Origin of the sequence: Rhizobium sp. IBUN, from assembly GCF_000510625.1 — a bacterium.
Taxonomy (GTDB): domain Bacteria; phylum Pseudomonadota; class Alphaproteobacteria; order Rhizobiales; family Rhizobiaceae; genus Rhizobium; species Rhizobium altiplani.
The window spans coordinates 23813-46428 of the sequence record NZ_AZNV01000035.1; the positions used below are offsets into that span (position 1 = coordinate 23813).

At 60.3% G+C, this 22616-nt stretch carries 22 protein-coding genes; 11 read left to right on the forward strand and 11 right to left on the reverse strand.

Annotated elements, in window-relative coordinates; all coding sequences use genetic code 11:
* The first annotated feature begins 2 nt into the window (after positions 1-2).
* The gene (locus RHIBUN_RS0125060) at positions 3-371 is read left to right on the forward strand and encodes an Hpt domain-containing protein (protein ID WP_025661679.1); all 369 of its coding nucleotides are present in this window, start codon (positions 3-5) and stop codon (positions 369-371) included.
* A gap of 204 nt (positions 372-575) precedes the next feature.
* Entirely contained in the window at positions 576-896 is a 321-nt protein-coding gene (locus RHIBUN_RS0125070; RefSeq protein WP_018854842.1) for a 2Fe-2S iron-sulfur cluster-binding protein, read from the forward strand.
* A gap of 290 nt (positions 897-1186) precedes the next feature.
* Here the strand turns inward: RHIBUN_RS0125070 and RHIBUN_RS0125075 are convergent, their stop codons facing one another.
* Positions 1187-1813 carry a DUF922 domain-containing protein gene (locus RHIBUN_RS0125075; RefSeq protein WP_025661680.1) on the reverse strand — a complete coding sequence of 209 codons (627 nt, stop codon included), beginning with the start codon at positions 1811-1813 and terminating at the stop codon, positions 1187-1189.
* Between the two features lie 98 nt (positions 1814-1911).
* Between RHIBUN_RS0125075 and folP the strand changes: the two genes are divergently transcribed.
* Genes folP through folK form a run of 3 tightly spaced genes read left to right on the forward strand, consistent with a single transcriptional unit; the run spans position 1912 to position 3654 of the window.
* Positions 1912-2778 carry a dihydropteroate synthase gene (folP, locus tag RHIBUN_RS0125080; protein WP_025661681.1) on the forward strand — a complete coding sequence of 289 codons (867 nt, stop codon included), beginning with the start codon at positions 1912-1914 and terminating at the stop codon, positions 2776-2778.
* The gene (folB, locus tag RHIBUN_RS0125085) at positions 2775-3143 is read left to right on the forward strand and encodes a dihydroneopterin aldolase (protein ID WP_025661682.1); all 369 of its coding nucleotides are present in this window, start codon (positions 2775-2777) and stop codon (positions 3141-3143) included. The genes folP and folB overlap by 4 nt, the downstream gene beginning before the upstream one ends.
* On the forward strand, positions 3136-3654 hold the full coding sequence (gene folK, locus RHIBUN_RS0125090) for a 2-amino-4-hydroxy-6-hydroxymethyldihydropteridine diphosphokinase (protein ID WP_025661683.1): 519 nt from the start codon (positions 3136-3138) through the stop codon (positions 3652-3654). The genes folB and folK overlap by 8 nt, the downstream gene beginning before the upstream one ends.
* 52 nt (positions 3655-3706) lie before the next feature.
* On the opposite strand, the gene RHIBUN_RS0125095 is transcribed toward folK, so the two are convergent.
* The 4 genes from RHIBUN_RS0125095 to RHIBUN_RS0125110 all read right to left on the reverse strand — a co-directional run bounded on the left by RHIBUN_RS0125095 (position 3707) and on the right by RHIBUN_RS0125110 (position 7590).
* Positions 3707-4258 (reverse strand): hypothetical protein, encoded by a 552-nt coding sequence (locus RHIBUN_RS0125095; RefSeq protein WP_018854846.1) that lies wholly within the window; start codon positions 4256-4258, stop codon positions 3707-3709.
* A 209-nt stretch (positions 4259-4467) separates the two neighbouring features.
* Positions 4468-5544 (reverse strand): TIGR01620 family protein, encoded by a 1077-nt coding sequence (locus tag RHIBUN_RS0125100; protein WP_025661684.1) that lies wholly within the window; start codon positions 5542-5544, stop codon positions 4468-4470.
* Positions 5541-7013 (reverse strand): YcjX family protein, encoded by a 1473-nt coding sequence (locus RHIBUN_RS0125105; RefSeq protein WP_025661685.1) that lies wholly within the window; start codon positions 7011-7013, stop codon positions 5541-5543. Before RHIBUN_RS0125105 ends, RHIBUN_RS0125100 begins: the two co-directional genes overlap by 4 nt.
* 79 nt (positions 7014-7092) lie before the next feature.
* Positions 7093-7590, reverse strand: coding sequence for a histidine phosphatase family protein (locus RHIBUN_RS0125110; RefSeq protein WP_018854849.1), 498 nt, complete (start codon positions 7588-7590; stop codon positions 7093-7095).
* Positions 7591-7862: 272 nt separating this feature from the next.
* Between RHIBUN_RS0125110 and dksA the strand changes: the two genes are divergently transcribed.
* Positions 7863-8282, forward strand: a complete 420-nt coding sequence (dksA, locus tag RHIBUN_RS0125115; RefSeq protein WP_007532954.1) for an RNA polymerase-binding protein DksA — start codon at positions 7863-7865, stop codon at positions 8280-8282.
* 76 nt (positions 8283-8358) lie between these two features.
* Here the strand turns inward: dksA and RHIBUN_RS0125120 are convergent, their stop codons facing one another.
* On the reverse strand, positions 8359-9375 hold the full coding sequence (locus RHIBUN_RS0125120) for a flagellar biosynthetic protein FliO (protein ID WP_025661686.1): 1017 nt from the start codon (positions 9373-9375) through the stop codon (positions 8359-8361).
* Positions 9376-9663: 288 nt separating this feature from the next.
* Between RHIBUN_RS0125120 and RHIBUN_RS0125125 the strand changes: the two genes are divergently transcribed.
* Positions 9664-12264 carry a PAS domain-containing sensor histidine kinase gene (locus RHIBUN_RS0125125; protein WP_025661687.1) on the forward strand — a complete coding sequence of 867 codons (2601 nt, stop codon included), beginning with the start codon at positions 9664-9666 and terminating at the stop codon, positions 12262-12264.
* Positions 12265-12292: 28 nt separating this feature from the next.
* On the opposite strand, the gene RHIBUN_RS0125130 is transcribed toward RHIBUN_RS0125125, so the two are convergent.
* Together RHIBUN_RS0125130 and RHIBUN_RS0125135 are read right to left on the reverse strand one after the other, a co-directional pair.
* Positions 12293-13219 carry a pseudouridine-5'-phosphate glycosidase gene (locus RHIBUN_RS0125130; protein WP_025661688.1) on the reverse strand — a complete coding sequence of 309 codons (927 nt, stop codon included), beginning with the start codon at positions 13217-13219 and terminating at the stop codon, positions 12293-12295.
* 28 nt (positions 13220-13247) lie between these two features.
* Positions 13248-14192: a carbohydrate kinase family protein gene (locus RHIBUN_RS0125135; RefSeq protein ID WP_025661689.1), complete on the reverse strand. Its 945-nt coding sequence runs from the start codon at positions 14190-14192 to the stop codon at positions 13248-13250.
* A 240-nt stretch (positions 14193-14432) separates the two neighbouring features.
* Here RHIBUN_RS0125135 and recA point away from each other — a divergent pair, with 240 nt between their 5' ends.
* The 3 genes from recA (at position 14433) to RHIBUN_RS0125150 (ending at position 19327) form a co-directional block, all read left to right on the forward strand.
* A complete protein-coding gene (gene recA / locus RHIBUN_RS0125140) occupies positions 14433-15521 on the forward strand; it encodes a recombinase RecA (RefSeq protein WP_016554154.1) in 1089 nt (362 codons plus the stop codon).
* 154 nt (positions 15522-15675) lie between these two features.
* Positions 15676-18336 carry an alanine--tRNA ligase gene (gene alaS, locus RHIBUN_RS0125145; protein ID WP_025661690.1) on the forward strand — a complete coding sequence of 887 codons (2661 nt, stop codon included), beginning with the start codon at positions 15676-15678 and terminating at the stop codon, positions 18334-18336.
* A gap of 139 nt (positions 18337-18475) precedes the next feature.
* Positions 18476-19327, forward strand: a complete 852-nt coding sequence (locus tag RHIBUN_RS0125150; RefSeq protein WP_025661691.1) for an AraC family transcriptional regulator — start codon at positions 18476-18478, stop codon at positions 19325-19327.
* 11 nt (positions 19328-19338) lie between these two features.
* On the opposite strand, the gene RHIBUN_RS0125155 is transcribed toward RHIBUN_RS0125150, so the two are convergent.
* From RHIBUN_RS0125155 to RHIBUN_RS0125165, 3 genes are all read right to left on the reverse strand, one after another.
* Entirely contained in the window at positions 19339-19959 is a 621-nt protein-coding gene (locus tag RHIBUN_RS0125155) for a glutathione S-transferase family protein (protein WP_018854856.1), read from the reverse strand.
* An 88-nt stretch (positions 19960-20047) separates the two neighbouring features.
* Complete coding sequence (locus RHIBUN_RS0125160) at positions 20048-20494, reverse strand: GNAT family N-acetyltransferase (protein ID WP_025661692.1); 447 nt, start codon at positions 20492-20494, stop codon at positions 20048-20050.
* Positions 20495-20572: 78 nt separating this feature from the next.
* On the reverse strand, positions 20573-21784 hold the full coding sequence (locus RHIBUN_RS0125165) for an NADP-dependent isocitrate dehydrogenase (protein ID WP_018854858.1): 1212 nt from the start codon (positions 21782-21784) through the stop codon (positions 20573-20575).
* 187 nt (positions 21785-21971) lie between these two features.
* Here RHIBUN_RS0125165 and RHIBUN_RS0125170 point away from each other — a divergent pair, with 187 nt between their 5' ends.
* A complete protein-coding gene (locus RHIBUN_RS0125170) occupies positions 21972-22502 on the forward strand; it encodes a hypothetical protein (protein ID WP_025661693.1) in 531 nt (176 codons plus the stop codon).
* Positions 22503-22616 lie beyond the last annotated feature (114 nt).

A 22616-nucleotide genomic window follows, 5' to 3' on the forward strand; every position in this document is an offset into this window, starting at 1 on the left:
ACATGGCAGCAGTCAGTATTGCGTTTGCGGCGCCCGACATTTGCAAGGGACCTCGGCCTTCACAGGAGCGTCCGGTAGATCTTGTGCATCTGGCAAACCAGACAATGGGCGACAAGAGCCTGGAAATCGAAGTTCTGCAAATGTTTGCGCGTCAGGCGCGGGCCTGCCTGCAGGAAATATCGTCCGGTGACGCGAAGATCGTTGAAGCCGCGGCCCATCGCCTCAAGGGCGCGGCCGGAGCGGTTGGGGCGTTTCGCGTCCATGCGGCTGCCGAGGCGCTTGAGGGCAATTGCGGCGACGCGGCCAGCATGGCGGCGGTCGGTACTGCCGTGATCGAAGCGGAGAATTTTATCCTCAAGCTTTGCCGCTGAGTTCTATAAATCTGACGGAATAGAGGCCCGCTGATCCATTTCGGAGCAGCGGGTCTTTTTGTGACCGCCAGCATGGCGCATTTTGACAAGCGCGTCGCTTCTCAATCTGTGATGAAGGACACCGAGCGGTCGATGTTGACTGCCTCGGCGATTTGTTGGAAGAAAAAATCCAAACCCTCCCATTGACGACCACCGGAAATCATCATGCCCAAACTGACCATTGTCGCCTTCGACGGCACGCGCTTCGATCTTGATGTCGATCAGGGATCGACCGTTATGGAAAATGCCGTGCGCAATTCGGTACCAGGTATCGAGGCCGAATGCGGCGGCGCATGTGCCTGCGCGACCTGTCACGTCTACGTCGACGACGAATGGACGGAACGCGTCGGCTCGCCTGAGGCGATGGAAGAGGACATGCTCGATTTCGCCTTTGACGTGCGTCCGACGTCGCGCCTCTCCTGTCAGATCAGAATGAAGGCGGCTCTGGACGGGCTCGTGGTTCACGTGCCCGAGCGGCAGGCCTGATTCCACCACAGTCCAAAAAAAGCCTCGCTTGCCGTTAGACGAGCGAGGCGAGGTAGGCGCATTACCTGCGGACGAGGGAGGATCATCCGCGGCTTCGCAACGCGCCAGGAGAACCCAGGAGCGAAAGTTCGGGCTTACGGACCTGAACTTTCGAATGTTTGAATATTACCGCGTTATGGTTGATTTAGCTAGACCGAGAAATAACCACTAAATCACTGGGGCGATTGCGGTTTCGCACAAGTTTTGTTACGCGGCTAACCTTTTGTGATCGCGTTAAGCTTGAGAATCAGCTATCTTGCGCCGCCGGATATTTTAATCCGATCGTTCAGAAGTCTCATCATTCGACTTTGAAAATTGACGGCTTCGATTCGGTCGAATCGGGCCTGCAACCTGTCGTGCTCATCGATGCCGCGGGTCGATACCTCGGTGACGAGCTCCTGCATACGCTCGCAGCTGCGCTGCGGTGGAAGTGCGAGGATCTGCTTTTCCATGACACGCGCCTGGTTTCGCGCGATCTCTGCATGGCGCTCCTCGTGCCGCTTGATGTCGCTCGCAAGTGCATCCCAGATGATTGACAACTGCTTGCTGGCACCCTTGCGGTCGGTCCAGCGGGGCAGGATTATCTGCGTATGGACGGTGACCTTGGCGCTGGAGACGCGGCAGCGCCCTCCGGCCTGAACATAGGTCGCATCGCCGCCGAAGCGGATCTTGGTCGCACCCGGGTGGCGGGCGGACGAGCCACTGGCCGTCGGCCCGTTGATGCTCAGTTGCTGGTCGAGTTGGTCCGCGGTTTTGCCCTTGATGGGAAAATAGGAATAGCTTCGCGTCGCGATTACGGTGGCGGCAGCTGGGCTGCACGCCGCTACGGCCATGGAAAAGCCGAGGAGGAGGGGCATATAACGCGGTACGGAATGCATTCTGCAGATACTCATGTTGAAGTTTGCCGGAGCTTGGGGCATAGCCACGGCCAGTGCAAGGTCATGGGCGCCTTTTTCGATCGATAGGATGAATGCCGTTGGCACAGCTTGAGAGCAGTTTCTGGCGCGTCGGGCATGGCCGCGAGATCGAACTGGGCGCGCGCGCCGTCCTTATGGCGATCGTCAACGTGACACCGGATTCTTTCTCGGACGGCGGGCGATACGAGACGGTCGATGCGGCCGTGACGTATGCGCTCCAGGCGGTAAGCGATGGCGCTGAGATCATCGACATTGGCGGTGAATCGACGCGCCCCGGCGCAGACGTCGTCACTCCACTGGAAGAACAGGCCCGGGTGCTGCCGGTGATCGAGGCGTTGCGCGGCAAGACCGATGCCTTGATCTCGATCGACACCTATCGCGCTGAGACCGCCCGGCTTGCCGTCGCTGCAGGCGCGCATGTAATCAACGACGTATTCGGGTTGCAGAAGGAGCCGGAGGTGGGAAGGATCGCAGCCGATACCAGTGCGGGACTGTGCCTGATGCATACCGGCCGCGATCGGGAGAAGCTTCCGGATGTGATCGGAGACCAGTTCTACTTCCTGGAGCGCTCGCTCGCGCTCGCTTCGGCGGCCGGCGTGCCCAAGGATCGCATCGTACTGGATCCGGGCTTCGGCTTTGCCAAGGATATACAGGAGAATGTGGAACTGATGGCGCGTTTCGGAGAACTGCGCCGCTTGGGGTTGCCGCTGCTTGCCGGCACGTCGCGCAAGCGTTTCGTCGGCGCGATCACAGGTCGGGAAGCCGCCGATCGGGATGTGGGAACGGCTGCGACAAGCGTATTGTTGCGTTTGGCGGGCGCTAGCATTTTTCGTGTACACGATGTCGCAATCAACAAGGACGCTTTGGCCATCGCCGATGCTATGCTCGCGGCGCGCTATAGCTTTGAGCAGGGACAATTGGCATGAGCACCACCTACACCATCACGCTTCAGAACTGTGCCTTCTTTGCCCGCCATGGCGTTCATGACGAAGAAGAGTTCCTCGGCCAGCGCTTCTTTGTGGATGCCGAGCTCGACGTCGTCGCCGGCGACGCCCTGGAGAGCGATTCCATCAATGACACGGTCAATTATGGCATTGCCTTCACCGTGATCGAGGAGATCGTGACGGGCAAGCGTCGCTATCTGATCGAGGCGCTTGCGCTTGATATCGCCAAAGGGCTGTGTTCGAAGTTTCCGCAAATCACGCGTGCAAAGATTACGGTGCGCAAGCCGAACGCGCCGGTGCCGGGCGTTCTGGATTTCGTTCAGGTGAGCGTCGAACACTTTGCCTGAGTCCATTTTCAAGACGGCAACACTCGGCCTTGGCGGCAATCTCGGCGAGCCTGTGCACGCGATGGCCGTGGCATTGAGGGCGCTTGACCAGCGCTCCGATTGTCGTGTGGTAGCCGTGTCGCGGCTCTATCGGACGCCGCCATGGGGAAAGACCGACCAGTCCTATTTCTTCAACGCTTGTGCTGAAATCCAGACAACGCTTGGCCCCGAGGCGCTTCTCGACGTCTGCCTCGATATCGAACGGGAGATGAAGCGCGAGCGTATCGAGCGGTGGGGGCCGCGAACGCTCGATATTGATGTCCTGACCTACGCTGATGTGGTGCAATCGGCACCGCGACTTGAGCTACCGCACCCGCGCATGACGGACCGTGGCTTCGTGCTGATGCCGCTTGCCGATTTTGCGCCTGACATGCTTGTCGAAGGAACAACCGTTCTCGAGTGGCTGGCGAAGGCCGATGTGCAGGGGATCGAAGTGGCCGATCAAAGCAGCGCTTGGTGGCATATCGCCTGAAATGCAAAAGCGGCGGAAAATCCGCCGCTTTGGAATGTCTGGGGTTGGAACGCTATTCGACAGAGCCGACCGTGATTTCGTCGACCTGGCGCGTCAGCGTCAGGCCGATGACAGGGATCATCTGGCTTTCGACCTTGACCGAAACGGTGACGTTCATGGTCTTGTCGTCACGGACACGGGCGATCATGGCGCCGTTGAGCTTGGAGCGATTGAGGCCGACGACGACGGTATCCTGCGTGACAGCACCTGACACGACGTCGAGCCCCTTGCCTTCGGCGCCGTCAAGAAACTTCCCCTTGTAGGAACTCCCCGACTGGGTGATGAGCGCGGTCATCGGCTGCTTGAAGACGCCGACCCTGCAGCTTCCGTCGAGCTTGATGCCAGCACCTCCGGCGCTCACTGGTTCGCCCACCAGATTGCAGGTGAATTTCGTGCCTTTGTACTTTCCGGCAACGATCTCGCCGGGACCGCGCCAAGTGCCGGCGACAGACTCGAAAAAGGCTTTGTCACGTGTCGCCGCAGTCGCCGACGAAGCCATGTCGGCGGCCGGTGACAACGCCACCGCAGCCAGGCCGAAAAGAAGAAGAAACTTGCGCGAATACATGGATTTTCCCTAGCGACACCATCGCTTAACTAGGTTCAAGTTTTGCCGATGAATGGTTAATGCTTGGTTTCTTTTAGGCCGAAAAGCACTGAGCAGCAAGTAATTCCGCGGCTCGCAGAGGACGGCGCGGAATGTTAGTGCGTTGAATTCTTGACGAGTATTTTGGTGCAGCGCTTCTGCCACGGCAGGCGCGACGAAAGTTTCAATTCTCAGGAATTCTTGTCGCGCGCTGTCATGGACGGTGTCAGGTCCCCGATGAAATCGCCGATTCCCGGACGTTTCAGCGCGTGAAAAGAAAGGGGACGGCAAAGATCCATCGCCGCGATCCCGATGCGGGCCGTCATCAGGCCGTTGATGACGCCTTCGCCGAGGCGCGCCGAAAGCTTCGACGCCAATCCATGGCCAAGTACCTGCTGCACGAGGCTATCGCCGACCGCGATCGAGCCCGTCACGGCGAGGTGCGCCAGAACATCACGCATCAGCCGGATCATGCCCAGCGTTCCCGGCCGGCCGCCATAAAGATCCGCCATGGCTCGGACAAGCCGGGCCGCCTCGTAGAGCACGTACAGGAGATCGACGATCGCGCGCGGGCTGACCGCCGTAACGATGGAGACCCGTTTCGAAGCGTTGACGATCAAGGCCCGCGCCTGCCGGTCGAGCGGTGCCAGAAGCTCGCGTTCCGCGAGGGCGATGAGATGCGGTGGGTCGATGATGTCGCCTTCCGCCGCCTTCAACGTGGCCCGGCCCTTCGCCGTCTCCGGCTTTCCGGAGAGCAACGATTCCAGCCGCTTGACCAGCGCACGTGCCTTCGCCGACTTCGTCTCCACCATGGCGGCCTCAGCTTCCGCCTTGATTTCCTGCACGGCCGCCAACCGCATCATGCCCGCCGTTTCACGAACGACGATGGCAATCACCGCCAGAATGCCGATTGCGAGCGCTCCAAGGGCCGCATAGCCGAGCCAATCCGCGCGGCTGAAGAGATTGCGGATGAGGCTGTCGGTCCAAAGCCCGAAGGCGAGGGAGAAGAGAACGCCGAAAGCGGCGGCAGCGATTTTCGCGAATGAGGTGCCACGCTTGCGCGGCAGGGCGACAGCAATTGGAGGGACATCCTTTTCGGGGTTGAGGAATGGATCGTCCTCGTCGGCGGTCAGCACGACATCGTCCGTGAAGCTACCGGGCTTTCGCGGGCTGTGTTTGGTCGTGACAGGCGTGGAGGGCGTGTCCTCCTCGTAGGAGAAGGCGGCCGGCGCGCGCCGTGCGGGGTGTTCGGAGGGCGGCTTGATCATGCGAGGCGATCTCCGAACAGAAACTGCATGGCACGGTCGAGGCGAATATGCGGGACCGAAAGCTTTATGCCGCCACCGGTCTCTTCGAGGTGCGGCGGCCGAAAACGCACAACGCTGACATCGGGCAGCACGATATTTTCTCCGGATTCGATACGCTCGAACAGGTTCTCCGGGTCTGCCGGCAGGTCGCCCGGAAAGATTGCCGTCTTCTTGTGGCCGTCAAAGCTCTCTCCACCGATGGTCTCGCCTGCCATCGGTGTTCCGACGATGACCGGGAGGTCATGGCCGTCGCGTTTCACCGTCGCTTCGCGCGTGGCGCGGACCGAAGCCAGTGCCATGACGTCGATTCCCGCGCCTGTGACACCAATGCGTTGGACGGCACGGTCGACCAGGCGGCGGGTGAGGGCGTCGAGCCGGTCATGGCTTTCATGGTGCAGGTGGTCAGCTTTGGTTGCGGCGACAAGGACGCGATCGATACGGCGGCCAAGCAGCGACGTCAGCCATGAGTTCGTGCCCGAGCGGAAGCAGGCCAGAACGTCCGTCAGGGCGCGTTCGAGGTCCTGCACGGCCTCCGGACCACGGTTGATGGCTTGCAGCGCATCGACGAGGACAATCTGCCTGTCGAGACGGGCGAAGTGTTCGCGAAAGAAGGGCTTCACGACGACGGATTTGTAGGCCTCATAGCGTCGTTCCATCATCGCCCAAAGCGATCCCTTTTGCGGCTTGGCTTCCGGCGTGAGTGCAAGCGGCGCGAAGGTCAGGGCAGGAGAGCCGTCGAGATCGCCGGGTAGCAGGAGGCGGCCAGGCGGCAGCGTGGAAAGCGAGCGTTCATCGGCTTTGCAGGCTTTCAGATAATCGGCAAAAGCGGTGGCGAGGTCGCGAGCCCGCATTTCGTCTGCCGGGGCGTTGCTATCTGTGGCGCGTGTAAGGGCAAGCCAGGCGCGTGAGAGTTCCGCACGAATGCCCGTTCCGGCCAAGGCGATCGTCTCTTCGCAAAACGTCCGATAGTCCTTTCCAAGCAACGGAAGGTCAAGAAGCCACTCGCCTGGATAATCGACAATGTCGATCGACAGGCGGCCGGGCGAGAAGAGCCGGTTCCAGCCGCTGGCGCTCTGGTATTCGAGCGTAATGCGCAGTTCAGAGATTGCTCGCGTCGAATCGGGCCAAACGCGGTCCTTCACGAGTGAGCGGATGTGATCTTCGTACTGGAAGCGCGGCACGGCATCATCCGGCTGCTGCTCAAGACGCACCGCCGAGACACGACCTGACTGCACTGGCTCGAAGAGAGGCAGCCGCCCGCCGTGCAGCAGATTGTGTAGCAGCGAGGAAATGAAGACCGTCTTGCCGGAACGCGACAAGCCAGTGACGCCAAGGCGCACCGTGGGATTGATGAGGCCCGATGCCCGGTCCGCGAAATTGTCCAGGGCGATGCGCGCGTCATCGGAGAGTGAGGTCAGGCTGGGCGGCAAGGCGGAGTTCCGGTTTCTAATCGTGACAAGCCATATAGGAAGGGCAGATCGACGCGAAAAGACGTTCCGCGAAAAGACCTTAGTCGATCACGAAATCAACGAGCTGCCAGCCTGTCAACTCGCTGTCATAGTCCAGAACCGCAAGTCCGGCAGTCGGAAAGCCTGTCGGCAGTGCCTGATGGAGCGCCTCGTGACCGATCAGCGCTTCAAGCGTCTGCTCCATGGTCGGATTGTGGCCGACAAGCATGACAGAGCCGAGCGCCTCCTGGGCGTCGATGATCTCGAGGTAGATATCAGGCGATGCATTGTAGAGTTCATCGACGAATCGAAGCTCGAGCGTGGAGCCCATGGCCCGATGCACCGCGTCGGCAGTATCGCGGCAACGCGCTGCCGTCGAGCTCAGAAGCAGATCCGGCCGGTACCCCTTGTCCGCCGCTTTGTCGGCGATGAGCTCGGCGTCTGCATAGCCTTTCGCGTTCAGGGGACGGTCGAAATCACGCTGCCCGGGTGTTGCCCAAGCGGCTTCGGCATGCCGCAGCAGATAGATCCGGGAGGGTGGAGGCGTGATTGCAGCCATAGGAAAATCCACGTCGAAGGGACTTTTTCAGTAGCGGGTCGGCGGCACGCACGTCAACCGCAGCGCCAGGTGTTGCGGCCAAATCCGGGTAGGAAAGTGCGGGGTTACCGGGAGGCGAATAGGCGTTCGGGGGAATAGTGATGAGAAAATAGTCTGTTAGCTCAAAAATATGACAGATTTAAAAAACTGTTTACCTAGCGTATTTGGCTTGAATCACCAGTAGTGCTCGCGATATACACCCGCCACATGAGATCTGCTTCAGGAGAATCGCGTTGAGTGAGAAGATCGATCTTAGCAACTACGTACCCTCGGAAGAGGAAGAGTTCATGAACGGCAATCAGCGGGCTTACTTCAGAGCCAAGCTGGTCGCCTGGAAGAATGACATCCTCAGAGAGGCGCGCGAAACCCTCGACCACTTGGCCGAGGAAAGCGCAAACCACCCGGATCTTGCTGACAGGGCATCGTCCGAAACCGACCGGGCCATCGAACTGCGCGCCCGCGATCGCCAGAGAAAGCTGATTTCCAAGATCGACGCAGCACTGCAACGTATCGAAGACGGCACCTACGGCTATTGCGAGGAGACCGGAGAGCCGATCGGGCTCAAGCGGCTTGATGCTCGACCGATTGCGACGCTCTCTATCGAGGCTCAAGAGCGGCACGAGCGGCGGGAAAAAGTCTACCGGGACGAATAAGTCCCTACATACCGACAACAAAAAGGGCACCGCGACGCAAACCGTGGCGCCCTTTTTGTTTTGTTCGGTTGATCCGCTACTTGTCGCGGTTAACGCTCATCTCGCCGAAAATGCGTGCGACTTCGTTTTGAAGAGCGGCATCCGCGCCGGTGAGCGGCGCCATTTCAGGATCGCGGCGAGGCTGGTTGCCTGACGCCGGACCGGGTTTTGCGGCGGGCGCCTGTGGCGCCGGCACAATACGCTCGGCGGCAAGCGTGCTCGTCATTTCCTCTTCGAGAATGCGCTGGAAGTCGCTCGGCTGCGCGGCAGGCGCCAGCGTGCCAACCTCGACGAACGCCGATGACGGCTGTGCGGGCGCGGGAGTGCTCCGGACGGAAGGCTGCGTCACCTGCGGCTCGATGCGCTGCTGCGGCAACACGCGTTGACGGGCGGAATCGAGGATGTCTGCCGCGGCCGAGGCTTCGATCGGGGCTGGTGCCGGTCGCGGTTCAGGACGCGGCTCGAAAGACGGCGCTGGGCGTGGGGCACGCTCACGTTCGGCGATGACGGGCGCAGGCGAGGCGGGAGTCGCAACCATGACCGGTTCTGGCCTGGCTTCGATCGGCGCACGTTCGGGCACGTAGGGTTCGGATGGCGTATGACCGCGGACCGGGGGCACATACTGGGATTCGGTCGGTACGATGTGAACGGGCGCCGGCGGCTCTGGCGCTGCCTCGAGCTGTGGTGGCGCGACAGGGGCAGGAGCCGGCGCCACCAGGGCTGGGGCTGGTTGAGCAGTTGCCTCGACCGGTGCGGACTTGTCGGTGGCCTCACCAATCCTGCTCTCGATGACGATATCGGTCGGCCCGCCGATCATGATCAGATGCTCGACGTCATCCCGACGGACGAGGACGAGGCGGCGGCGCGCATCGACGGCGGCTGCATCGAGGACCTGCAGCCGTGGTTGGCGGTTGCGGCCCCCCCGAAGGAAGGGCGAAGGTGCGCGGTTACGCATGAACCAGAGCACGACGATCAGCAGTAATAGAGCTATGCCAACGCCGCCGGCTGCGAGAAGGAAGCGGCTCCCATAGGCTCCCATGAGATCATCGAACATCTTGGCTTACTCCCTTCGCGGTTTTGAACCACATGGCGACTTTTACCACTTCGTAGACAAGTCGTGATGGCCTTGTCCAGTCATGCCAACCCGAAGTGGAATTCGAACATGCTTTCTTAACAACGCATTTTAATGGCGAAATTGGCGCTCTTCGTTGTGAATTCAATCAGTCTTCACAGAGAGCAGTGTTTTTGCGGAGACCGCAAATTGGTAAGAAGGAAAAGGCGCCTGATTCCTGCTTTGTCTCCCTGTTACGAGTGAAGCCCGGCAGGCCATGCGAGGGAATAGATGACGAGACCGCGTCAGGCCGACGATTATAGCGAACCGCTCTTGGACCGCGGGGGCCGCACGGGAACGGCTTTGCGGATCATCCTGCTGGCCCTTGTGCTGATCGGCGCAGCCGCGGCGTTCGTCGTTTTCAAGAGTTCTCTCGACAACGAAATGGTGCTCGGCGTTCTCGGCGTGCTTGCCATGGTCGGGATCTTCTTCCTCGTGTCGTCGGTGATCGGCTTTATCGAAGTCATGCCGCAGCGGCAGTCCGACAGCCTGGCGCGGGCATTTTTGAACAGTCACCCCGACGGCTCTCTCATCACCGACGACAAAGGCCGTATCGTTTATGCGAACGCGGCCTATGGCGAGTTGACGGGCGCTCGCAAGTCAACTGAAGTTCAGACGCTCGAAGCGCTGCTGTCGCGTCATCGGGAATCGAACGAGGCGCTCTATCGCCTTTCCAACGGGCTTCGCGAAGGCCGGGAGGGGAGCGAAGAATTCCGGCTGCTGCGGTCCCTGGGCCCCTCGACAAACGGTTCCGGAGCGCATTGGTACCGCCTGAAAGCACGGACCCTGCAGAGCGAGGAGATCGGACGCAAGCCGCTCCACATCTGGCAGATCAGCGACATTACCTCCGAGCGCGACGATCAGGAGCGGTTCTTCAAGGAACTGCAGAATGCGATCGACTATCTCGACCACGCACCAGCCGGGTTCTTTTCGGCCGGCCGCAAGGGAGAGATCTTCTACCTCAACGCAACGCTGGCGGAATGGCTTGGCATCGATCTTACCAAGTTCGTTCCGGGTTCGGTCACGATCGGCGATTTTGTCGCGGGCGAGGGGCTTGCGCTTATTCAGTCGGTGCAGGCCGATCCGGGCCTGAAAAAGACGGTGACGCTCGATCTCGACTTGAAGAAGATGAACGGCCAGAGCCTGCCGGCGCAGATCGTCCACAGCGTGACGTCAATGCGCGATGGCGCTCCTGGAGAGAGCCGGTCGATCGTACTGACGCGGCAGAAGAGCGGCGAGAACGATCAGTCCGCCTCGGCGGCCGCGATGCGATTCACCCGCTTTTTCAACAACACGCCGATGGCGATTGCCTCGGTGGATGGGGCAGGCAGGATCCTGCGAACCAATGCCCCATTCCTGAAGCTGTTTTCGGGTATCGTTTCCCGAGACGATGTCGAGAACGGCGCACTGCTCGAAGTCATTGTGCAGGACAGCGACAAATCCAAACTGCAGCAGGCGCTCGCGGCGGCGAAGGACCGCCAGGGCGATATCCCGCCGATCGATTCGCGCACGCCGACCGATGAAGCACGCCATTTCCGCTTCTACGTCAACGCGGTGATCGACCAGAGCGACGAGACGCCGGAAGAGGCGGCGATTGTCTATGCCGTCGAGGTGACTGAGCAGAAGGCGCTCGAAGCGCAGATGGCGCAGACGCAGAAGATGAATGCGGTCGGCACACTCGCGGGCGGGATCGCGCACGACTTCAACAACGTCCTGACCGCGATCCTGCTGTCCTCCGATCATCTGCTGCTGCAGGCCCGGCCGGCGGACCCTGGCTTTGCGGATCTGATGGAAATCAAGCGCAACGCCAATCGCGCGGCCGTGCTCGTGCGGCAACTGCTGGCGTTCTCGCGCAAGCAAACGATGCGGCCGACGGTGCTCAATCTCACCGATGTGGTTGGCGACCTCAGGATGCTGGTCGATCGCCTGCTGTCCGGTACCAACGTAAAGCTCGACGTCGAGTATGGCCGTGATCTCTGGCCTGTGAAGACCGACCTGTCGCAGTTCGAGCAGGTGCTGATAAACCTCTGCGTCAACGCGCGAGATGCGATGCCGCAGGGCGGGAAGCTGACGCTTCGCACGAAGAACGTGACGGCGGCAGAGGTGGCGGCTTTCAACTATTCCTACATGCCGCATGAGGACATGGTCCTCATCGAGGTCTCGGACAACGGGACCGGCATTGCGCCTGAGATCATGGACAAGATTTTCGAGCCCTTCTTCACGACGAAAGAAGTGGGCAAGGGAACGGGCCTTGGCCTCGCGATGGTTTACGGCATCGTCAAGCAATCGGGCGGCTACATTCAGCCGGAGTCGGAAGTTGGCAAAGGCACGACGTTCCGCGTCTTCCTGCCGCGCCACATTGTCGAGCCAGCGGTTGCCGCGGAAGGCGATGCCGTCACGCCTACTATCGGCACACCTGCGGAACAGGCGCCCACCGCGGTGGAGCAGCCCGAGGATCTGACAGGCTCGGCCGTGATCCTGCTGGTCGAGGATGAGGAAGCGGTGCGTCGCGGCGGCAAGCGCATGCTTGAGACGCGCGGCTATACAGTTTACGAGGCCGGGTCCGGCGTCGAGGCGCTCGATATCATGGACGAGCTCGCGGGTAAGGTCGACATTGTCGTTTCGGATGTCGTGATGCCGGAGATGGATGGTCCATCGCTGCTGCGCGAACTGCGCAAGAACTATCCGAACCTGAAATTCATCTTCGTTTCAGGCTATGCCGAAGACGCGTTTGCCCGCAACCTGCCGCCGGATTCCAAGTTCGGCTTCCTGCCGAAGCCGTTCTCCCTCAAGCAGCTTGCCGTCGTCGTCAAGGAGACGCTGGACAGTTAAGGGGCGCCGCAGCGCCCCTTCTTCAAACTCAGCCAGCCAGCGCGACGGCAATTTCTGCCGCGAGTCGAGCATTGTTTTCCACCAACGCAATGTTGGTCTTTAGGCTCTGGCCGTCGGTCAGGTCGAAGATCGTGCTGAGCAGGTAAGGGGTTACTTCCTTGCCGCTGATTTCGTCGCGCTCGGCGCTGTCGAGGGCGCGCTCGATATAGATTTCCATTTCCTCGCGGGGGATCTCGTCTGCCTCCGGCACCGGATTGGCAATGAGCATGCCGCCGTCAATGCCGAGCTGCTCACGTACAGTCTGGAAGTTGGCGATGGCAGCCGGGCTGTTCAGCGTCAGCGGACTGCGCAATCCGGACGAGCGTGACCAGAAGGCCGGGAATTCCTCGCTCTCGTAGGTGACGACAGGCACGCCCGCGGTCTCCAGGACTTCAAGGGTCTTCGGTATATCGAGGATCGCCTTGGCGCCGGCACAAACGACGATGACGCTGGTGCGGCCGAGTTCCTCGAGGTCAGCGGAGATATCGAAGCTTTCTTCCGCGCCGCGGTGGACGCCACCGATGCCACCCGTTGCAAAGACCTTGATGCCGGCACGCTCGGCGGCGATCATCGTTGCTGCGACGGTCGTTGCGCCGTGACGGCGCTCGGCGATCGCAAAGGCGAGATCGGCGCGCGAAACCTTGAGGACGTCCTTGGCCTGCGCCAATTGCTCCAACTGGTCGGATTCGAGGCCGATATGCAGCGTACCGTGAATGACCGCGATGGTGGCTGGGACCGCGCCCTGCTCACGAATGAGCGCCTCGACGCTGCGGGCCATCTCGATGTTGCCAGGGTAGGGCATGCCATGGGTGATGATGGTCGATTCAAGCGCCACGATCGGCGCGCCGCGCTGCTTGGCGCTTGCGACTTCCTTGGAGTAGGCGATCGGCAGGAGGGGGGAGATCGGTTTCGTCATTGTCGCTTCCATTTCATCGGTATTGCCTTCAATGCAAAATTCTCGCCGGCGGAACAAGGGAAAGTGTCTCCCTCACGAGATCTGGGGAGAGGTTTTCATTGACGGCATGCGGCGATTGTACGGTAAGTGCCGCGGCCGCGGCGCCCTCCCTGATGGCATCGGCCAAGGAAATTCCACGCATCAATCCGGAGATAACGCCGGCTGCAAGCGAGTCACCCGCACCGGTGACATCCGCGACATCTTCGAGGTTTGCCGGCTGCTGGGCAACAACATGGCGATCCGCGAAGGCGATCAGCTCGCGTTGGCCGCGGGTGACGACGCCACCGCGTAAACCGATGTCACCCAGCAGTGACGGCCAGTGCGCGGGATCGTTTGGGCGCTCGCCGCTCAATGCGGCAGCCTCGGCCTCGTTGAGGAAAAGATAGTCGATCCCTTCGATGCATGGTTTGAGCTTGAGGGCCTTCGCGGGCGAGATGGCGATCGCGCCCACCGGCTTGCCGAGAGCTTTTGCGCGCTCGACGATCGATGCCAGCGTCTCTGCCGGCAGGTTGGCATCAATGAGAATGAAATCGGTGGCGGCAAAGGCGTCACGTACGGCACGGATCGAAAGGCGCCGCGGCACAAACATCCGATAGAGATCCATGTCGGCAAGCGCAATCACGAGGTTTCCGTCGTTCTCGATGATTGCGGTGTAACTCGGCGTCTTCCGATCCAGGAAAATGAAGGGGCGATCATGAACCCCAGCGAAGTCGGCCGCCTCGCCGACCATCTCGCCGATCGGATCGCCGCCACGCGGTGAAATCATCGTCACATCGAAGCCCAACCTGGCAAGGTTGCGCGCCGCATTGAAGCCGCCGCCGCCCGGCTCCTCAAACCATGAGCCTGGATTGCTGGCGCCGAGCACGGTGTCACCTGAGATGCGTCCGCGCCTGTCGATGTGGGCTCCGCCGAGGACAAGAATCTTCCGCTTCATTTCATCGTCCCGCATGGTCGAAAGATACGAATCGTCCTGCCGCCGCTGGTCGGCTGGCGACCAGAGCGCTATATCTAAGCCGTTGCATTCCATCACGAAAACAAATGTAGAACACTGGCAATTTTACCTTTTTGTTTCAATCATTTGCTCCCAGCTTGCGCAATGAGAACAAATGCGGTACAAAATCGCCATCGCTGGCGACATTGCTTGAGCGGCTTCAATAACCTAAAGGTGGATCGAATGTCACAGAATACATTGCGGCTTGTAGAGGACAAATCGGTGGACAAAAGCAAGGCACTTGAAGCGGCACTCTCACAGATCGAGCGGTCGTTCGGCAAGGGCTCAATCATGAAGCTCGGCTCGAACGAGAACGTCGTCGAGATCGAAACGGTTTCGACAGGTTCTCTCGGGTTGGATATCGCGCTCGGCATCGGCGGCCTTCCAAAGGGCCGTATCATTGAGATTTACGGACCAGAAAGCTCGGGTAAGACGACGCTGGCGCTGCAGACGATAGCGGAATCGCAGAAGAAGGGTGGCATCTGTGCCTTCGTCGATGCGGAACACGCGCTTGACCCGGTTTACGCCCGAAAGCTCGGTGTCGATCTGCAGAACCTCCTGATCTCGCAGCCGGATACTGGCGAGCAGGCGCTCGAGATCACCGATACGCTGGTGCGTTCCGGCGCTGTCGACGTTCTTGTTGTCGACTCGGTTGCCGCGCTGACGCCGCGTGCCGAAATCGAAGGCGAAATGGGCGACAATCTGCCGGGCCTTCAGGCGCGCCTGATGAGCCAGGCGCTGCGCAAGCTGACGGCTTCGATTTCGAAGTCCAACACCATGGTCATCTTCATCAACCAGATCCGCATGAAGATTGGTGTCATGTTCGGTTCGCCGGAAACGACGACCGGCGGCAACGCGCTGAAATTCTATGCGTCCGTTCGCCTCGACATCCGTCGTATCGGTGCGGTCAAGGAGCGCGAAGAGGTCATCGGCAACCAGACGCGCGTCAAGGTCGTCAAGAACAAGATGGCGCCTCCCTTCAAGCAGGTCGAATTCGACATCATGTATGGTGAAGGCGTTTCGAAGACCGGCGAGTTGGTCGACCTTGGCGTCAAGGCTGGTATCGTCGAGAAATCAGGGGCCTGGTTCTCCTATAACAGCCAGCGTCTTGGCCAGGGCCGCGAAAATGCGAAGCTGTTCCTGCGTGACAATCCGGATCTCCTGCGCGAGATCGAGACGGCGCTTCGTCAGAATGCTGGCCTGATTGCGGACCGCTTCCTGCAGAATGGCGGCCCTGATGCAAATGACGGCGACGAGGCTGCAGACGGCTGATTTGCCTGACGGTTTCCCAGAGTTCAAAACCGGTCGCATTCCTAATGAGATTGCGGCCGGTTTTGTTTGTCTGCTGGACAGTGGTTAAGGCGAGCGATAAAAGCCACTGGATTTAAGTTTTGACCTGCCTTCCGGCAGCATTGAAGGGCATAGCATGAGCGGTGTGAATGATATCCGGTCGACCTTCCTCGACTACTTCAAGAAGAACGGCCACGAAATCGTTCCGTCGAGCCCGCTGGTGCCGCGCAACGATCCGACGCTGATGTTCACCAATGCCGGCATGGTGCAGTTCAAGAACGTTTTCACCGGTCTGGAGCAGCGTCCATACAAGACGGCCTCGACCGCGCAGAAGTGCGTCCGCGCCGGCGGCAAGCATAACGACCTTGATAACGTTGGCTACACCGCACGCCACCACACCTTCTTCGAGATGCTCGGCAACTTCTCATTCGGCGATTACTTCAAGGAGCGGGCGATCGAGCTTGCCTGGAACCTGATCACCAAGGAATTTGCGCTCGACGCCAAGCGGCTGCTGGTCACCGTCTATCACACGGATGATGAGGCCTTTAACCTCTGGAAGAAGATCGCAGGCCTGCCGGACGAGAAGATCATCCGTATTCCCACCAGCGACAATTTCTGGGCGATGGGTGATACCGGCCCGTGCGGCCCATGCTCGGAAATCTTCTACGACCACGGCGCTCACATCTGGGGCGGCCCTCCCGGTTCGCCGGAGGAAGATGGTGACCGCTTCATCGAGATCTGGAACCTCGTCTTCATGCAGTACGAGCAGGTCACGAAGGAAGAGCGCATCGACCTTCCGCGTCCGTCGATCGATACCGGTATGGGACTGGAGCGCGTCGCGGCAGTTCTGCAGGGCAAGCACGATAACTACGACATTGACCTGTTCCGTGCCCTGATCGAGGCTTCCGAGGAGGTCACGGGTGTAAGGGCCGAGGGCGAGCGCCGTGCGAGCCACCGTGTCATCGCCGACCACCTGCGCTCCTCCGCGTTCCTGATTGCCGATGGCGTGTTGCCGTCCAACGAAGGCCGCGGCTACGTGCTTCGCCGCATCATGCGCCGCGCAATGCGCCACGCCGAGCTCCTGGGTGCCAAGGAACCGATGATCTGGAAGCTGTTGCCGACACTCGTTCAGGAGATGGGTCGCGCCTATCCGGAGCTGGTGCGTGCGGAATCGCTGATCTCCGAGACGCTGAAGCTGGAGGAAACTCGATTCCGCAAGACGCTGGAGCGTGGTCTTTCACTGCTTTCCGATGCAACGACGACGCTCGGCAAGGGCGACATGCTCGACGGCGAAACCGCGTTCAAGCTTTACGACACCTATGGCTTCCCACTCGATCTGACGCAGGATGCGCTGCGCGCCCGCGAAATCGGCGTCGACATATCAGGCTTTACGGACGCCATGGAACGCCAGAAGGCCGAGGCGCGCTCGCACTGGGCCGGCTCCGGCGACAAGGCTACCGAGACGATCTGGTTTGAACTCAAGGAAAAGCACGGCGCGTCCGAGTTCCTCGGCTACGACACTGAGACCGCAGAAGGCGTTGTTCAGGCCATCGTGAAGGACGGTGCCGCGGTCGATGCTGCGTCGGCCGGCGACAAGGTTCAGATCGTCGTCAACCAAACGCCGTTCTACGGCGAGTCCGGCGGCCAGATGGGCGATACCGGTGTCATCACCTCCGATACCGCGAAGGTTGAAATCACCGACACCCAGAAGAAGGGCGAGGGCCTCTTCGTCCACATCGGCATTGTTGTCGAGGGCACAGTGAAGGCCGGCGAGCCGGTTGCGTTGACGGTCGACCATGCGCGCCGTTCGCGTCTGCGCGCGAACCACTCCGCCACCCACTTGCTGCACGAGGCGCTGCGCGAAGTGTTGGGCACGCATGTGGCTCAGAAGGGCTCGCTCGTTGCGCCCGAGCGCCTGCGCTTCGACGTTTCGCATCCAAAGCCGATGACGGCCGACGAGCTGAAGGTCGTCGAGGACATGGCGAACGAGATCGTGTTGCAGAATTCGCCGGTCACGACGCGCCTGATGAGCGTCGATGACGCGATCTCGGAAGGCGCCATGGCGCTGTTCGGCGAAAAATACGGTGACGAGGTCCGCGTCGTGGCCATGGGCCAGGGCGTGCGCGGCGCAAAGGCCGGCAAGGCCTATTCGATCGAACTTTGCGGCGGCACGCATGTCGGCGCGACCGGTCAGATTGGGCTGATCCGCATTCTCGGCGAAAGCGCGGTAGGCGCCGGCGTGCGTCGTATCGAGGCGGTCACCGGCGAATCTGCGCGCGAATACCTGGCGGAACAGGACGAGCGCGTCAAATCGCTCGCAACGTCGCTGAAGGTGCAGCCGGCCGATGTTCTTGCTCGCGTTGAGGCGCTGGTGGACGAACGCCGGAAGCTCGAGCGTGAGCTGGCCGATGCCAAACGCAAGCTTGCGATGGGCGGAGGGCAGGGCGGCCCTGCCGATGCGGTTCGTGATGTTGCCGGCGTCAAGTTCCTCGGCAAGGCAATTTCCGGAGTCGATCCCAAGGACCTCAAGGGCTTGGCCGATGATGGCAAGGCAAGCCTCGGTTCCGGTGTCGTCGCGCTGATCGGCGTCGCCGAAGACGGCAAGGCGAGCGCAGTGGTTGCCGTGACCCCGGATCTGACGAGCCGGTTCAGCGCCGTCGATCTCGTGCGCGTTGCATCGGCGGCTCTTGGGGGCAAAGGTGGCGGCGGTCGTCCCGATATGGCCCAGGCCGGTGGTCCGGATGGGACGAAGGCTGATGAAGCCATTGAGGCCGTTGCGGTCGCACTGGCAATCTGAGCGAATTGAAGTTTGTAAAGGTCTTAGAGAGGCGGGGCTGGTCCCCGCCTTTTTCTTTGCGGATTCGCCAAAGTCCGCAGGATTTGTCAAACCGGGCTATGGTTTTCTGCAGCCGATCGATTTGCAGGAGGTTTTGACAATGAACGGCGAAACGGCATGGGCGCTCTACGAGAACCGTCTCAGACGGGTATCAGCCTATATCCATGATCATCTCGACGAAGAACTCGACATGGATAAACTTGCCGGGATCGCCTGCATGTCGAGCTACCACTGGCATCGGATCTACCACGCGATTTTCGGCGAGACACTCGCGGCGACAGTCAAGCGATTAAGGCTGCATCGTGCAGCCGGCGACATGGTTCGCACGGATCTTTCTGTCGGGGAGATAGCAAAGCGATCAGGCTATCCCAACCTCCAGTCTTTCAACCGTATCTTCAAATCGGTCTATGGCATGCCGCCAGGTCAGTACAGGAAAGAGGGAAGCCATAAAGCCTTTGAACCCTCACCTAACGGAAAGACTGCAGCGATGTTCGACGTTACCCTACGGAAGATTGAGCCAATTCAATTGCTCGGAGTGCCGCACACCGGCTCGTACATGCAGATCGGCAAGGCGTTCGAGACCTTGTTCGGCACGCTCTATGCGCGCGGGCTTGCCAAGCCGACGATGCGGATGATCGGTGTTTATCTGGATGATCCCGATATCGTGCCGCCCGAGAAGCTGCGCTCGATCGCATGTGTGACTACGGACGGCGAGGTTGTCGCGACGGCGCCGTTCGAAGCGCGGATGCTCGACGGAGGCGAGTATGCCGTACTGCGTCACAAGGGGCCTTATGCAGACATGCACAAGGCTTACCAGTGGCTTTATGCGGAATGGTTGCCCGCCTCGGGTCGGCAGCTTCGCGACAGTGTGATGTTCGAGGAATACCTCAACAACCCACGTGAGGTTCCGCCGACCGAGCTCTTGACCGATATCTACATGGCGCTTGCCTGAGCGACCTGTTTCTACTGGGCAGCCTTCATGGCTTCGTCATCGATCGCGGTGGCACGCTTGTAGGCCGGGCGATCGGAGATGCGGCCGAGATAGTTGAGGAACGCTGGGCGCTTTTCAAGCGTACCTGTGCTCATGCCCCAGCCAATATGGGAGCCGACGTAAACATCGGCTCCCGTGAAACGATTGCCGGCAACGTAAGGTGTCGCACTGACGGCGCCTTCAAGCGCGTTCATCACGTCGGCGAAACTGCCATATCCCGCCATCCGGGCTTTGTCTGGTGGCGTCTCGAAGCCCAATGCCTTGTTGGTCGCCGCTGCCTCCAGCGGTCCGGCGGTAAAGAACATCCAGCGGTAGTAGCTGCCGCGTTCATCTGATGTTGGAGCGAGCCCGGCTTCGGGGAAGGTCTCAGCGAGGTAGGCGCAGATCGCTGCGCACTCAGTCACGATCGTTTTTCCGTGCCTGATGGCCGGGACCTTTCCCATCGGGTTGACGGCGAGATATTCAGGCGCCTTCATCGTTCCGCCGAAGGTCATGATCTCTGTTTTGTACGGTACGCCTGTCTCTTCCAGCATCCAGCGGGCGATGCGGCCGCGCGACATGGGGTTCGTATAAAATACCAGTTCGTCTGCCATGAACTCCTCCTCGTTTGCTGAATGCAGCGTATCAAGTCCGCCATCAGGGACATAGGACAGAGAGGTCCGGCGCAAAGGCCCTAACTATCTACAGCGGCTTGCGATATTGGATGAAACCGGATCGTTCGGCGATCCTGTCGTAGAGTCTTCGGGCGGTGGCGTTTGTTTCATGCGTCATCCAGTAGAGCCGGCCAGCCCCATTCGCGCGGGCAAGATCCGCCACGGCATCGATGAGAGCCGCACCTGTGCCGAGACCGCGCTGCGTGTCGTCGACATAGAGGTCCTGAAGATAGCAGGTGTATTTCGGCAGCCAGGTCGAACGGTGGAAAATCGCATGAACGATACCGACAAGGCGGCCGCTGTCGTCGAAGGCGCCAAGCGCGTGCATGTCTTCGCCTGGATCCTGAAATCGGCTCCAGGTCAGGTTCGTCGTCTCGGGCGGGATAACAACCTCGTAGAAGCGCTGGTAGCCGGCCCACAGAGGCTCCCAGGCGACCCGGTCGGATGGTTGCAGCGGACGGATTGTTATGGTCATCCTCTTGTTCCCTTTGCTTGTCCTTGAAACGAAAACGGCGGGGAAATCCCCGCCGTCCATTCGGATATTGGCCTTGGCTTAGGCCATCGCCTTCTGCAGGTTCTGATCGATCTTGTCGAGGAAGGCAGTCGTGGAGAGCCACGGCTGATCCGGACCGATGAGCAGCGCCAGGTCCTTGGTCATGAAGCCGGCTTCGACGGTGTCGACGCAAACCTTTTCGAGCGTCGCTGCGAACTTTGCGAGTTCCGCATTGTCGTCGAGCTTGGCACGATGGGCGAGGCCGCGGGTCCAGGCGAAGATCGAGGCGATTGAGTTCGTCGAGGTTTCCTGGCCCTTCTGGTGCTGGCGGTAGTGGCGGGTAACCGTGCCGTGTGCGGCTTCGGCTTCGACCGTCTTGCCATCCGGCGTAAGCAGAACGGAGGTCATCAGGCCGAGCGAACCGAAGCCCTGGGCAACCGTGTCCGACTGGACGTCGCCGTCGTAGTTCTTGCATGCCCAGACATAGCCGCCGGACCACTTCAGCGCCGAAGCGACCATGTCGTCGATCAGGCGGTGCTCGTAGGTGATGCCGATTTCCTTGAACTGGTCCTTGAACTCGGTCTCGTAGACTTCCTCGAAGATGTCCTTGAAGCGGCCGTCATAGGCCTTGAGGATGGTGTTCTTGGTCGACAGGTAGACTGGCCACTTGCGCATCAGGCCGTACATCATCGAAGCGCGGGCGAATTCGCGGATCGACTCGTCGAGGTTGTACATGGCCATGGCAACGCCGGCGCCGGGGGCGTCGAAGACTTCCTTTTCGATGACCTGCCCGTCTTCTCCGACGAACTTGATGGTCAGCTTGCCCTTGCCCGGGAATTTGAAGTCGGTCGCGCGGTATTGATCACCGAAGGCATGACGGCCAACGACGATCGGCTGCGTCCAGCCGGGAACCAGGCGCGGAACGTTCTTGCAGATGATCGGCTCGCGGAAGATGACGCCGCCGAGGATGTTGCGGATCGTGCCGTTCGGGCTCTTCCACATCTGCTTGAGGTTGAATTCCTTGACGCGTGCCTCATCTGGCGTGATTGTCGCGCACTTGATGCCGACGCCGTGCTTCTTGATGGCGTTGGCGGCGTCGATCGTCACCTGGTCATTTGTGGCGTCGCGGTTTTCAACGGAAAGATCGAAGTAATCGATCTCGAGGTCGAGATACGGATGGATCAGCTTATCCTTGATGAGCTGCCAAATGATGCGAGTCATTTCATCGCCGTCGAGATCGGCGACGGGATTGGCGACCTTGATCTTCTTCATGTATCTGCCTCGTTAAGCTTGGAAGGGACCGACGTCCCGGGTGGGTGATATAAAAATCCCGAGCGCTATAGCATTGTGGACCGGGAGTGCAAAGCCGGAAGCAGGATGCGGCGGCGTTTTTGCGGCCATTGCCAAGCGGAGGAAAATGGCTAGTCTCCGGCGCAAAACCATTGCCCGGATATTCGCCATGAAGAAGATTCCCCTTGTCCTCGCGATCCTGCTCGGTTCGACCTCGCCGATGCTTGCCGCCGACGTTACCGCGCCTGTGAAGGAGATCATGGATGCGACGATCAAGAACTGGTCGGGCGCAGATAGCGACTGGATCGACATCTTTGATCCGGGCAAGCTATCGCGGCTTTACAGCAAGGATTTCGTGACGAAATACCAGGGAGCGATCCAGAACCCAGCTGCTGACGAAGATGGTGTCTCGCCCTTCGACTACGATGTGATCGTGAATGGTGAGGATGCGTGTCCACTCGAAGATTTGACCTATGAGCCGAAGCCGACCGCCGGTGGCGCGACGGAGGTCGTCGTCACCTTCAAGAAGGCAACCTGCATGGACGACGGATCGGACAAGCAGGCGGTGACGACCGTTCGATTCGAGATGCTTGAAGAAGCCGGCAAGCCTGTTATCGACGACATCGTCACCGAGGGCGATCCCGGGCAACCGGCGAACTCGCTCAAGAATACGATGGTGCAGATCGCCAAAGGTCAGTGAAGCGCGGACTGCATTTTTCCAACGAAGCCTGTGTGCTACGTTTTCGTTGTTGAAGGGCGGCCGCTTCGGGTGATGGGGGGGCCGTCCTCGGTGTGTCGAGAAATTCCCTCGGCC